The 13,058-nt window shown below is 69.4% G+C and carries 10 protein-coding genes; 2 read left to right on the top strand and 8 right to left on the bottom strand.

Annotation, left to right across the window (positions count from 1 at the left end):
- Nucleotides 1-4 precede the first annotated feature (4 nt).
- From OG223_RS49660 to OG223_RS49635, 6 genes are all read right to left on the bottom strand, one after another.
- On the bottom strand, nucleotides 5-1,744 hold the full coding sequence (locus OG223_RS49660) for an RICIN domain-containing protein (protein WP_329265874.1): 1,740 nt from the start codon (nucleotides 1,742-1,744) through the stop codon (nucleotides 5-7).
- A gap of 71 nt (nucleotides 1,745-1,815) precedes the next feature.
- Nucleotides 1,816-3,999, bottom strand: coding sequence for a beta-galactosidase (locus OG223_RS49655; RefSeq protein ID WP_329264052.1), 2,184 nt, complete (start codon nucleotides 3,997-3,999; stop codon nucleotides 1,816-1,818).
- A 45-nt stretch (nucleotides 4,000-4,044) separates the two neighbouring features.
- Nucleotides 4,045-4,980, bottom strand: coding sequence for a carbohydrate ABC transporter permease (locus OG223_RS49650; protein ID WP_329264050.1), 936 nt, complete (start codon nucleotides 4,978-4,980; stop codon nucleotides 4,045-4,047).
- Nucleotides 4,977-5,891: a carbohydrate ABC transporter permease gene (locus OG223_RS49645; RefSeq protein ID WP_329264049.1), complete on the bottom strand. Its 915-nt coding sequence runs from the start codon at nucleotides 5,889-5,891 to the stop codon at nucleotides 4,977-4,979. The genes OG223_RS49650 and OG223_RS49645 overlap by 4 nt, the downstream gene beginning before the upstream one ends.
- A gap of 2 nt (nucleotides 5,892-5,893) precedes the next feature.
- A complete protein-coding gene (locus tag OG223_RS49640; RefSeq protein ID WP_329264047.1) occupies nucleotides 5,894-7,282 on the bottom strand; it encodes an ABC transporter substrate-binding protein in 1,389 nt (462 codons plus the stop codon).
- Between the two features lie 178 nt (nucleotides 7,283-7,460).
- Nucleotides 7,461-8,498 (bottom strand): LacI family DNA-binding transcriptional regulator, encoded by a 1,038-nt coding sequence (locus OG223_RS49635; protein WP_329264045.1) that lies wholly within the window; start codon nucleotides 8,496-8,498, stop codon nucleotides 7,461-7,463.
- A 339-nt stretch (nucleotides 8,499-8,837) separates the two neighbouring features.
- Between OG223_RS49635 and OG223_RS49630 the strand changes: the two genes are divergently transcribed.
- Entirely contained in the window at nucleotides 8,838-9,692 is an 855-nt protein-coding gene (locus OG223_RS49630; protein ID WP_329264043.1) for a chitosanase, read from the top strand.
- A gap of 219 nt (nucleotides 9,693-9,911) precedes the next feature.
- Nucleotides 9,912-10,835, top strand: a complete 924-nt coding sequence (locus OG223_RS49625) for an SDR family oxidoreductase (RefSeq protein ID WP_329264041.1) — start codon at nucleotides 9,912-9,914, stop codon at nucleotides 10,833-10,835.
- On the opposite strand, the gene OG223_RS49620 is transcribed toward OG223_RS49625, so the two are convergent.
- Both OG223_RS49620 and OG223_RS49615 read right to left on the bottom strand, forming a co-directional pair.
- Nucleotides 10,819-11,550, bottom strand: a complete 732-nt coding sequence (locus OG223_RS49620; RefSeq protein ID WP_329264040.1) for an RNA polymerase sigma factor — start codon at nucleotides 11,548-11,550, stop codon at nucleotides 10,819-10,821. The two genes, OG223_RS49625 and OG223_RS49620, sit on opposite strands and share 17 nt — an antisense overlap.
- A gap of 137 nt (nucleotides 11,551-11,687) precedes the next feature.
- Entirely contained in the window at nucleotides 11,688-13,055 is a 1,368-nt protein-coding gene (locus tag OG223_RS49615; protein ID WP_329264038.1) for a carotenoid oxygenase family protein, read from the bottom strand.
- Between the last annotated feature and the right edge of the window lie 3 nt (nucleotides 13,056-13,058).

The raw sequence follows: 13,058 nt of genomic DNA, 5'->3' as shown, positions 1-13,058 counted from the left end.
GAGCCTAGGGGACGAGTTCCCACTCCTGCGAGCCGTCCGTCGCCGCGTTCTGCAGGGTCAGCGGCGCTCCGTCGGACGCGCCGGTCAGGTACAGAGCGGTGTTCTTGACCGACTGCAGCGTGTAGTAGCCCTGAGTGGTCTTGATCAGATTCCAGCTACCGGTCGCGTTGTTGTCGACCCACTGCCCGATCCGCTGACCGGCCGTCGCGTTCCCGGTCCAGACGGCCGCCGCACGGCCGCCGGACTTGTTCAACAGGGTGAGTCCGCCGTTCGGTTCGGTCACGACATGCCAGTACTGGGTGTCCGGGTCCGAGGCGGAGCCGCGAGCCTCCAGGACGACGTCGGGAACATCCCCGTTGCCGATGTTCGCGTCGTTCGTCCTGCTGCCGGTGCCGATCACCTGACCGGTCTTCCGGTTCACCAGCCGGTAGTAGGCACCCTTCGACCGGCCGAGGTCGACCTCGGCGAAGGCGATCGTCGAGGTGCCCTGGTTGTTGAGGATCGCGATACGGCCGGTCCCGTCGACGTACTGCAGATCGCGGCTGTAACCGGCCCGCGAGGTCGTCTGGTACTCCGTCCAGACCCCGTCGCCACGACCGCTCTTGTTGACCCAGACGTTGCCGCTGCCGGCCGCGTTGTAGGCCAGGCGTCCCCCGGGCAGCCTGATGAGGACCGGACTGCCGCCGGTCGCGAGCGCACGGGAACCGGTGTCGAGCGGCAGCGAGGTGACGGCGTCGCCGGTGGTGGAACTCCGGTAGAACTTCAGCGGGTTGTCGGCGAGCAGGTACCGGGTGTTGGCCCCGCCGCCCCAGTACTCGTAGGTGAGAAGCCACTTGCCGTCCGTGGTCGGCACGACGTTCGTCATGCCCGGCCGCCCGCCACCGATCTCCGTCTTGCCGTCCCCCATGTCCTGGGTCAGCCCCGCGACATCGACGACGGGTCCGCTCCACCGGGCGCTGCGGCCGTCCCAGGTCCGGTGGGCGAGGATCTGCCCGTGGGAGTCCGTGGCGGTGTCGTTGTCGGGGTCGAGCGTCGGGACACCGGTCTTCGCGTCGAAGCCTGTGTAGTCGTTCTCGTCGGAGTAGTAGCAGACCAGTTGGCCCTTGTAGACCATCAGGTACGGCTCCCAGACGGGGTCGACCTGCTGGTGCGTGTTGGCCGTGGCGACGTTCCGCCCGATCGCGCCCGCGCTGCCGCCCTGCCAGCCGCCGGTCGCGATGACGTTGACGACCTTCCAGGACGTGCCCTGGTCGGTGCTGGAGTACAGCGCGATGGCGAGGTCACTGCGGTCGCCGTCGTTGGAGGGGGTCCAGTTCGGGTCGGCCGCCTTGTGCTCCTTGTAGTACTGGTCGTCGCCCGACACGACACTCGCCAGGAGCAGCGTGCCCCGCTTCAGCTTTCCGACGTCCTGCGGCAGCGTGTAGAGGAAGGGGTTGGTCCAATTGCTCGTGTACTTCGCGTACTTGGGATCCTTGGAGAGATACGCGGGAGCCTTGACCTCCGACAGCGGCTGCCAGCTCGTCCCGTCGTCGTCGCTCTTGTAGACGGGGAGCGTCTGTCCGTCGGCACTGCCCGTCGCCGGTACGACGGTGGACTTCTCGAAGGACGCGACCAGCCGCCCGTTCGGCAACTGGGCCGACTTCGGGTAGACGGCGCAGTTGCCCCGCCCCTTCAAGCACGGTTCGTTGCCGAGCTGGTAGAGGATTCCGCCGGTCGGGTTGTACGCCTGTGCACTGGTCGCCATGGGGATCGCCAGCAGCGCGGCAGCCCCGACGAACGTACCCAGCGCCTTCACTGCTCTGCTTCTCTGCACAGCTACTCCTTCGAGTCGTTCTTCGGATCCTGCTGTGAGTCCTTCTGCGCGGAGACGAGGACGCGGACGTCCCACGGGCCGAGTTCCAGCACCGTGCCGGCGGGGAGGGACGTGTCGTCCAGGGCGTCGACGAGATCGGCCGGAACCTCCGAACGGGCGGGCTCCCAGCTCCAGTTGTGGACGATGTGCACCCGCCGGCCGTCGGGTGAGGTACCGGTCGTGGCCGTGACGGACGCGGGCAGATCGCCCCACCCGCTGCGGGCGGCCGGCGTCAGCCACTCGGCCAGCGCGCGAGCGAGATCACGGCCGGGCACGGTGCCGACACAGGTGACCCGCCCCTCCCCGTGACGGCGGCTGGTCACGGCGGGCCAGCGCCCGAAGTGCGGGTGCTCATAGGCCGCGAGCACCTCGCCGTCGGTGACGGTCAGGCCGTCCACCCAGTGCGTCGCCGTCGCGGACTCCGGCAGGGAGAGCGGGCTGTCCGGCACGGCACGGACGCGCACGGCGTCCGCGAGGTTGCTGAATTCGTCGTACGACACTCCCGCCGCGCCGGTGAGACGGGCGGGGGCGGGCTCCTGCCGGGCGCGTGCCTCCAGGTCGGCGTAGCCGGTGCGGGGGCCGAGCACCAGATGGCCGCCGGCCTGCGCGTAGGCGGCGAACCAGTCGAGCGTGCTGTCGTCGGCGAGGTACAGGGCGGGCACGACGAGGACGGGGTGGCGGCGGGCCGCCTCCTCGGGGGTCACGCCTTCCCGTTCGCCGCGCGGGTCGTGCAGTTGGCGGGCGTGGACGACACGGACCTGGCGTCCGGCGTCGAAGGCGCCGCGGTAGAAGGGGTCGAGGATGCGGTGGTAAGCGGCGGGGTCCGGTTCACCGTCCGGTGTCGCGAGGGGCGGGTGCTTCTGCATCAGCCACTTGCTGGGGGTGGAGTAGACGATCGTGATGTCGGCGTCCGGCTCGAGACCGGCGACGAGTGGTCCTACGGCCTCGAACTCCTCGCCCAGCACGGCGAGTTCGGCATAGGTGCGGCCCGGTCGGCCGCTGTGCGGGAGGACTCCGCCCCAGTAGGTCTCCGCGCCGAAGCGCAGGGTCTGCCACTGCCAGTACTCGATCATGCGGGCGCCGCGGCCGACGAGGGCCCAGGCGGCCTGGCGCCACTGGCCGTCGTAGGCGGGGCGGTTGTCCCAGGCGAAGCCGATCGAGGCGGCGTTGGTCTCGGTGACGAGGAACGGCTCCTGCCGGGAGGAGAACATCCAGTCGGCGGTCTGGTAGAGCGACCAGACGCCGGTGGTCTTCCACTTCTGCTCGTGGGTGTCCGGGGTCGGGTCGGGCAGGAGCAGGCCGTCCTGCATGTCGTAGTACGGGTTGCCGGTGGCGATGTCGAGGCGGTCGGTCAGCTCGTCGTCCTCGACTGCCGGGCGGGTGTAGGAGATGCAGGTGGTGACGAAGTGCTCGGGGCGGGCGTACTCGCGGACGAGGTCGGCCTGCCAGCCGATGAACTCGGTGACCTGGCGCGCCTGGAACTCCCGCCAGGCGACGTCGTATTGGGGCTGTACGTTGCCGTCCGGGGTCCACAGGTCGGCCCAGGTGGACAGGCGGTGGGACCAATAGACCAGGCCCCATTCGCGGTTGAGGGTCTCGACGTCGCCGTACTTGGCGCGCAGGTGGTCGGTGAAGCGCTGGAAGACGCCGTGGTTGTGGAACAGTTCCAGGCCCGGTTCGTTGTCGACCTGGAAGCCGATGACCGCCGGGTGGTCGGCGTACCGGGCGACGATCTTGCGGATGATCCGCTCGGCGTGGAAGCGGAACGCGGGGTGGGTGAAGTCGACTTCCTGCCGGGCGCCCCAGCCGATGCGTTCGCCGGTGCGCCGCTCGCCGGTGATCTCCGGGTACTGGCGGGCCAGCCACGGCGGTACGGCATAGGTGGGGGTGCCGAGGATGACGGAGATGCCGCGTTCGTGGGCGCCGTCCAACACCGGTCGCAGCCAGTCGAGTTCGAAGCGGCCGTTCTCGGGTTCCCAGGTCGACCAGACCGATTCGCCGATCCGGATGACGGTGAAGTGCGCGTCGGCCATGAGGTCGAGGTCGGTCTTGAGCCGTTCGTCGGGCTGCGTGGTCGAACCGTAGGCCGGCGTGTACTCGTGGTAGTACGCGGCGCCGAACAGAACACGGGCAGGCAGAGCCGCCATGGGGGGAAACCTCCGAGGAGACGAGAACGGTAAGAGGAGTGCGTGCTACTGCTTCACGCCACCGGTGGCCAGGCCGCTCTGCCAGTACCGCTGGAGCAGCAGGAAGGCCAGGACCAGCGGGATGATCGAGATCAGCGAACCGGTCACGACGAGGGCGAGCATGTCGCTGCTGGCTCCGGCGCCGCCGTTCTGCGCCTGGGCGGCCCAGGAGGAGAGCCCGACCGTGATGGGGTACAGGTTCGGGTCGTTGAGCATGATCAGCGGCAGGAAGTAGTTGTTCCAGGTGGCGACGAGCGTGAAGAGGACGACGGTCACCAGCCCGGGCGCGAGGAGCCGCAGCGCGATGGTGGTGAAGATGCGGAACTCTCCGGCACCGTCCATGCGGGCGGCCTCGATGAGGCTGTCGGGGACGGCGTCCTCGGCGTAGATCCGCATGAGGTAGAGGCCGAAGGGGCTGATCAGGGAGGGCAGGATGACGGCCCAAGGGGTGTTCACCAGGCCCGCCTTGGCGAAGAGCAGGTAGGTGGGGATCGCCAGCGCGGTGGTGGGGATCATGATGGCGCCCAGCACGAGGTTGAAGGCCGCGCCGTGGCCGCGGAAGCGGTACTTGGCGAAGCCGTAGCCGGCCGCCGCCGCGAGCAGCGCCGCGCCGAGCGCGCTCACCCCGGCATACAGAACGGTGTTGAGCAGCCAGCGGCCGTAGACGCCGTCGTCCTGGGTGAAGGTGGCCTCGATGTTGGAGAGCAGTTGGGGCGCGTGCGAGAACCACAGGCCGAAGCTGTTGAACAGGTCCTGGGTGCTCTTGGTCGAGGCGATCAGCAGCCAGAAGAGCGGCAGCAGGAAGTACGCCAGGACGGCCAGCATCGCGATGGTGAGCGGCGTGCTGCGGCGGCGGGCCGAGGACCGGCGCTTCGACCCGGCCTCGGCGGGTGATTGCTTCGCCTCCGAGGGCGTGGGGGCGGTGGGCGTCACGGTGGTCATGCGGTCCTCCTGCGGTTCGCGGTCAGCAGGAAGGCGTACGACACGATCACGATGACCAGGCCGAGGATGAAGGACACCGTGGCCGCGTAGTTGGTCTGCTGGCTGATGAAGGCGACGGAGTAGGCGTAGAGGTTGGCGGTGTAGGAGCTGTCGATGACGTCCGGGGCGACCTTCATCAACAGGCTCGGCTCGTTGAAGAGTTGGAAGCTGCCGATCACCGAGAACAGCAGGGTGAGGGTCAACGCCGGGCGCAGCGCGGGGAGTTTGATGGACCAGGCGATGCGCCAGGCGCCGGCGCCGTCCATGGCGGCGGCCTCGTACAGCTCGCCGGGGATGGTGCGCAGGGCGGCGTACAGGATGATCATGTTGTAGCCGACGAACTCCCAGGTCACGATGTTGGCGAGGCTGCCGAGCATCCAACTGCCGGAGAGGAAGTGCGGGGCCGGCAGGTGGAGGTCGTGGCTGATCTGGGCGAAGGGGCCGAAGTCGGGGCCGTAGAGGTAGCCCCACATGAGGGTCGCGATCACGCTGGGGACGGCGTACGGGACGAAGATGCCGAGGCGGATCACGCGGGCGAGGCGGAGCAGGCCGCTGTCCAGGGCGAGGGCGAAGCACAGGGCGAGCAGCAGCATCACGGGGACCTGGATGACGAAGAACAGGGCCACGCGGCCTATGCCCTTGAGGAGTTGGGGGTCCTTGAGGGCAGTCGTGTAGTTGTCCAGGCCGACGAAGGTCGAGCCGCCGATGAGCTTCTCCTGGAAGAGGCTGAGGTAGGCGGCGTAGCCGAGCGGGGCGAGGAAGAGGAGCAGGAACAGCGCCATGAAGGGGGCGATGAACAGGACGCCCGCGGTGCCGACTTGGCGTCGGCGGGGTGGGACCTTGGTGCGCGCCGCCGTGGTCGTGGTGGCCATGGTCAGCCTCCCTTGACGGTGAAGCCCTGGCTCTTGGCGAAGGTCGTGATGCGTGACTGCCAGGAGCCGAGCGCGCGGACGGTGTCCGTCTTGTCGGCCAGCGACTTGCCGACCGTCTCGGTCCAGTCCGTGGCCACCCGGTCGAGGAACGGCGGCCACTGGAAGGCGGGGTCGACCTGGGCGCTGATGTCCGCGAAGACCTGGTTGACCTTCTGGCCGCCGTAGAAGGCGGGTGCGTCGCCGAGGAAACTCGCCTCGCCGAGCAGGGTCTTGGTCGCCGGGAAGAAGAACTGTTCGGTGGCGAACATCTTGGCGCTGGTGGGATCGCTGTTGAGGAACTGGGCGAACACCGCTGCCTGGATGGGGTTCTTGGTGGAGCGGATGACCGCGGTGGTCGAGCCGCCCCAGTTGCCCGAGCTGGGCTTGGCGGCGTCCCACTGCGGGAGCGGGGCGGCGCGCCACTTGCCGGAGGTGGCCTTCGCCGAGCCGGAGAGGAAGGCCGGCCCCCAGGCGCCGGTCAGCCAGGTCGCGTACTTGCCCTTGTTGAGGGCCGCGTACCAGGAGTCGGTGAAGTCCGGCTCAACGCCGATCACGCCGTCCTTGGCGAGGGTGCCCCAGTACTGGCCGAGCTTCTGGGAGACCGCGTCGTCGACACTGACGGTGATGTCGCTCTTGCCGGAGGTGACGTACGGCTTGGCGCCCGCCTGCCACAACAGGCCGTGCCAGGCGGCGACTTGGTTGGCGGCGAGGTTGGTGAGGTAGACGTCCGGGTCGGCCTTGTGCAGCTTGCGGGCAGCGGCCGCGAACTCGTCCCAGGTGGTGGGGACTTGGATGCCGTGCCGGTCGAAGATGTCCTTGCGGTACAGCATGCCCATCGGTCCGGTGTCCTGCGGTATCGCCCACACCTCGCCCTTGCTGCCGCTGACCTGCCCCCAAGTCCAGTCCACGAATGTCGACTTGAGCGCGGAGGCGCCGTAGGGACGCAGGTCCAGCAGGCTGTCGGTGATGGTGAACGTCGGGATCGCCTGGAACTCGATCTGCACCATGTCCGGCGCCCCGCTGTTCGCCTTCAGCGCGGTGCGCAGCTTGGTGTACTGGGGCGTGCCCTGACCGGCGTTGACGACCTTGACCTTCACGGCCGGGTACTTCTTCTCGAAGAGCGCGACCTCCTTGTCGATGTTCGGCACCCAGGTCCAGAAAGTGAGTTGGGTCGGCGTCTTCATCGCCTTGTCGATGTCGGCCTGACCGACCGGCTTGCTGGACGAACCGCTCGTGCTGCCGCTGTCGCCACCGCAGGCGGTCAGGGCGGCACCCAGCGACACGGCTCCGGTGGCGGCGAGGAAGCCCCGACGACTCAGCGACGAGGGCGAGTTGGAGAAGGTTCCGGACATGATGAACTCCCGAGAGAGGGTACGAGGAACCGGCACACCGATCGACGGCATGCTGAAATTTCCGGTGAGGTGAGCGCCCCTTCAGGGGCGCGGGGCTGTTTCGATGTGCGGGTCCGCCGCGTGGGCGCGACCAGCCCCACCGGCCCGCGGAAGAGGAACCGCGGACCCGGCGGACCAACTAGCGGGGCGCCGCCGTAGACGCCCGAACAATCAGCTCAACCGGCGGATCGGCCATAGGCAAAGGATCCGCCTGAGGGTTCTCGATGGCATGCACCAACAGCTTCAGACCGTCCTGCGCCATCGCGTCGAACGGCTGCCGCACCGTGGTCAACGGCGGTGTCACATACGCGGCAACCGGCGTGTCGTCAAACCCGACGACACTGACATCCTCCGGAACCCGCCGCCCCGCTTCCGTCAGCGCCCGCATCAGACCGATCGCCATGTCGTCATTCGCGGCGAACACCGCGGTGACACCGGCATCGGCGACGAGTTCACGACCGGCCGTGTACCCGGAGGCAGCCGACCAGTCGCCCTGCACGACGGGAGGTTCGACCCGCCCGTGGGCGGCGAGCGCGGCACGCCACCCGTCGAGCCGATCCCGCGCCGAGTACCAGCGCTGAGGCCCCGCCAGATGATGGACAGTGGTGTGGCCCAGTTCCAGCAGGTGCTCCGTGGCCGCCCGCGCCATCTGCCCGGAGACGATCCCGCCCGTCACAACATGCGCGGCGGCCAGGGGCGGCGGCGCACCGAGAACGAGGACCGGCACATCGACCCGCGCGGACAGCTCCGCGCCGCCCTCCTCGTCGATCGGCTCGGAGATGACGATGCCGTCCACGCCCTGGTCGAGGAGCGAGTCGACGGCGCCGGCGATGCCCGCCGACTCGCCTTCCATCGTGTTGACCACGCGGAGCGCGTAGCCGGTGTCCCGGACGGCCCGCTCGACGCCCATGAGCAGCGAGGCGGGACCGTAGAGGGCGGTGCCGAGCGTCACGACGCCGATGGACCGGGTACGTCCGGAGGCGAGGGCGCGGGCCGCGTTGTTGGAGCGGTAGCCGAGTTCCTCGGCCGCCGCGAGGACACGACGGCGTACGTCTTCTGAGACGTACGGCTCGTCGTTCATGACCCGGGACACCGTCTTCTGCGACACGCCCGCCAGGCGCGCCACGTCCACACTGCGCGGCGCGGCCCCCGCGCCGCGTCCTGCCACTGGTGTCATGGTGTCTCCCGATCTCCGGCAGCCGAATCCTAGCCCCAGTCCGGTGTATGACTGCGCTGTCATGACTGCGCAGTCATATCTACGCAACGGGGCGGGGCGCGTCAAGAGTTCGCGCAACATCCGCGAAATATGACGACATCCGCGCGACCCCTGGGCCCGCGAACGACAAGAGCGGGCAAACCGTCAAACACCGCCATCGCACAGACACGCGACTCTCGTTCATATCTACGAACTTGGCTCCGGGTGGGTGCCCTCCGCGCCGAACTTCTGATAGTTAACTTTCCTATCAGTTCGGCGGTACGACCAACTCCCCACCCCCCACCACCATTTGGAGTCCCCGTGGTCCACCCGTTCCACGACCCCGCCACCTCCGAGCCGGCGAGCCCCTCTCGTCGTACGCTCCTCGCGCTCATCGGTGTGTCGCTCGCGGCGGCACCTCTGCTGCGCACTCCGCAGGCCTCGGCAGCCACCAAGGCCGCCGCGGCGATCGGGCTCGACGACCCGGCGAAGAAGGAGATCGCCATGAAGCTGGTGTCGAGCGCGGAGAACTCCTCGCTCGACTGGAAGGCCCAGTACAAGTACATCGAGGACATAGGCGACGGCCGGGGCTACACCGCCGGCATCATCGGCTTCTGCTCCGGCACCGGCGACATGCTCGACCTCGTGCAGCTCTACGCGACCCGCAAGCCCGGCAACGTCCTCGCCAAGTACCTGCCCGCGCTGCGCAACGTCAACGGCACCGACTCGCACTCCGGACTCGACCCGAACTTCCCCAAGGACTGGCGCACCGCGGCGCAGGACACGGTGTTCCAGCAGGCGCAGAACGACGAACGCGACCGCGTGTACTTCAACCCCGCCGTCAGCCAGGGCAAGACCGACGGGCTGCGCGTGCTGGGCCAGTTCACGTACTACGACGCCATCGTCATGCACGGCGACGGCGACGACCCGACCAGCTTCCGCAACATCCGCGCCCGCGCCCTGCGTTCGGCCAAGCCGCCGGCCCAGGGCGGCAACGAGACGACGTATCTCAACGCCTTCCTGGACGCGCGTGTGTGGGCCATGCAGCAGGAGGAGGCCCACAGCGACACCACCCGCGTCGACACCGAACAGCGCGTCTTCCTCCGAAACGGCAACTTCGACCTCAACACGCCGCTGACCTGGAAGGTCTACGGGGACAGCTACACCATCAACTGACCGGCGCCGCCGCCCGGTCGGGCGCGGACCCGGGCGGACAGACCGGCGCCGGGACCTGTGCGAGGGTCCCGGCGCCGTGCCGTCAGGGGTGATGCCTCGGGCGTATCGCCCTATGCGACACAGGCGTTGGACGCCGGCACGGCCTCTTCCTAGCGTGGTGCACGAGCCCGCCGCCTTCTGCTGTCGGGTCGACCCGAACCGACCTGGGGGATCTCCACTGTGCGTGTTTTCGTTGCGGGCGCGACGGGTTACATCGGCTCCGCCGTCGTTCGCGAACTCCTCGACGCGGGGCACCAGGTACTCGGCCTCGCCCGCTCGGACCCGGCCGCCGACACCTTGACGCGATCCGGTGTCGCCGTGCACCGCGGTGACATCGACGACGCCGACAGCCTGCGCGCCGGAGCCGCTGCCGCGGACGGCGTCGTCTACGCCGCGAACCAGCACATCTCCGAGACCACCGACCCGGCCGCACGTGCGAAGGCCGAGCTGAACGCGGTGGAGGCGATCGGCACGGAACTGGAGGGCACGGGCAAGCCCTTCGTGGTCACTTCGGGGGTCATCGGCCGAACACCGGGCCGTCTGCTCACCGAAGAAACCCCCTCAACCGCCAACCCGGTCACGGCCCTTCGGCTCCAGGTGGAGCTGTCCGTCCTCGCCGCGGGCGAGCGCGGAGTGCGGTCGTCCTCGGTACGGCTGGCCCCGACCGTGCACGGCCACGGAGACGCGCGCGGATTCATCCCGACGCTCGTCGGCGTCGCTCGTACGACGGGTGTGTCCGCCTTCGTCGGCGACGGGTCGAACCGGTGGCCGTCGGTGCACCGACGTGACGCGGCGACCCTGTACCGACTGGCCCTGGAATCCGCCCCGGCCGGTACGCCCCTCCACGCCGTCGCCGAGGAGGGGGTGCCGTTCCGGGACATCGCGCGGGCCATCGGGCGTCAACTGGGGCTCCCCGCCGTCAGTTTGACCCCCGAGGAGGCGAGCCGGCACTTCACCGGTTTCCTCGCCCCGCTGGTCGCGCTCGACAACCCGGCGTCGAGCGCCCTGACCCGGCAGCGCACGGGATGGCGGCCGACGCACCCCACGCTGGTCCAGGACCTCGAAGAGGGCCATTACTTCGGGGAGTTCAGCGCAGTGCGCTGATCCGGTCCGGGGTGAGGCGAGGACTCGGGCGAAGATCCTTGTGTCCCTCGGCGGCCAGCAGCGCACGCGCCTCGATCCGGCTGGCGCGGACCCGTTGTGCGGCGTCGCCGTGCCGAGTGTCCGCCGTGGCGGTGAGGGCGGCCGCCAACTGGGCCCGGCCCCGGTTCAGTCGGCTGCGCACCGTGCCGACCGGCACCCCGCAGACCTCCGCGATCCGTTCGTACGAGGCACCCCCGGTGGCTAAGTGGCGCAGCACCAACGGCATGCGCAACGCCGGTGAGAGCTCCTCCAGTGCCTCCCAGACCCAGTCGCGCAGCGCGTTGCGTTCGAGCCACTGTTCCGGGCCCAACTGCGTGGACCGCAACGGCAGTTCGTCCACCGGCCGGACCACCACCGCCTCCCGCAGCACCAGTCGGCCGGCGTTGCGCACGATCATCCGCAACCACGCGCCCACCGCCTCCGGATCACGTACGTCCCCGATGCGCAGCAGTGCCGTCAGCGCCGCGTCCTGCATCACGTCGTCGGCGTCCACGCCCGGCCCGAGGATGCTCACCGCCACGGCGCGCATCCCCGCCCGGTGCCGCTCCAACAGCAGCCCCAGCGCGGCGACTTCACCCGACTGGGCCGCACGCGTCAGCACCGCGTCTTCCGGGTTCCCCGGGTTCCCCGGAATCTCCGGGTTCTCCGGGTGTGCCGCCCCCGCGACGTCCCCCATCTTGAGTCCTTTCCGGCACCTGGATCGGCTGTCGGTTCCGGCTGTTCGGGGCACCCTGGCGAGAGCCGTCCTCCGGGCCGGAACCCTCGGGCCCGGAGGACGGCTCACCGTTCACGGCTTCGGCCGGGTGCCGTGGGTCAGGCGTCCGCCAGCCAACTGCCGTGGAATCCGGCGGGCACCCGTCGGGGCAGGTGAATGGTGGCCACCGGCTCCTGGGTGAGGTTGTCGGCGTCCAGGATGACCAGGTCGCTGCGGTCGGTCGAGGCGTCGTAGACGTAGGTCATGAGCCAGCCGGGGCCGCCGGCCTGGTCGTCGGCGGGGGCGAAGGCCGCCTCGCCCGGGAAGCGTCCGGGAGCGAAGTAGTGGCTGGCGACGCTCGACTTGCGGAGGTCGTACCGGTGGATCGCGGCGCGCGACTCGTTCGGGTCGTACTGCGGGAGCTCCGGGACGGGCGCCGCGGTGGCGTGGCCGAAGTCGGCGGGCAGGCCCGCGAGTCGGTCGTCGATGCGCGGGAACTCCCCCGGGTGGTCGTCCAGTTGCTCCTCGCTGATCGCGCCGGTGGTGAGATCGATGGTCCACCGCCACAGGTGCGCCGCCGTCGCCACGGTGACGCCGTCCCGCAGGGACGGGTACCGCATGCCCAGCAGGACGAGGCGCCGACCCTCGTTCTCCTCATAGGAGTTGAGGGTGTGGAACACGTAGCAGGGGTCGATGTCGAACCAGCGGATGTCGCCGTACGGATCGTCCCTGCGCAGGACGCCGAGCCTGGCTCCGTAGGTGTCGGACCAGACGTACGGCATGCCCCCGTCCGGATCCATGGCCCGCTCGATGCTGAACACGGCGGGCAGGTCCATGAAGACGACATGGTTCCTGGTCAGGTAGAAGTCGTGCATCATCGTGTGCGCCGGCACGTCGATCGGCCGGCTGACGGTCAACTCGCCGTCGGCGTCGGCACGGTGGTAGGTGAGGTACGGCGCCGACAGCCCGCCGTATCCATAGAAGTGCAGCTCGCCGGTGACCGGGCAGGTCTTGGGGTGGGCGGTCATCGGGGTGCGCAGGCGGCCGTCGAAGTCGTAGGGCCCCACGGTGTCGAGCTCGCGCCCGGCCTCGCAGCTCAGCTCCTGCGGGAAGGACGTCTCGACGAGGGCGAGGGTGCGGCCCGCGTGCCGTATGACGTGGGTGTTGGCGACGCCCGCGGCGAGGTTCATCCCGCCGTCCCGGCCGTAGACCTGGGCGCCCGTCGCGAAGGTGGGGGTGCGGACCCAGCGGTTGCGGTACGAGGTGGCCTTGCCGCCGTCGAGGCGGACTCCGTGCACCATCCCGTCGCCGGTGAACCAGTGGGCGGAGGCGGCCTCGTGCGGGTTGGGTCCGTTGCGCAGGTACCAGCCGGTGAGCTCCGGCGGGATCGCCCCGGTCACCGCGAGTTCGGTGACGGTGATCTCGTCGGGGACGGGGGCGAAGTTGCCGGCCAGGTGCGGAGGCGGTGGGGTCTTGTCCGTACTCATGGG

It is taken from the genome of Streptomyces sp. NBC_01478, from assembly GCF_036227225.1.
In the GTDB taxonomy this organism is placed as follows: domain Bacteria; phylum Actinomycetota; class Actinomycetes; order Streptomycetales; family Streptomycetaceae; genus Streptomyces.
Note: the sequence above shows the minus strand (reverse complement) of the source record. Positions and strands in the feature narration are given on the sequence as shown.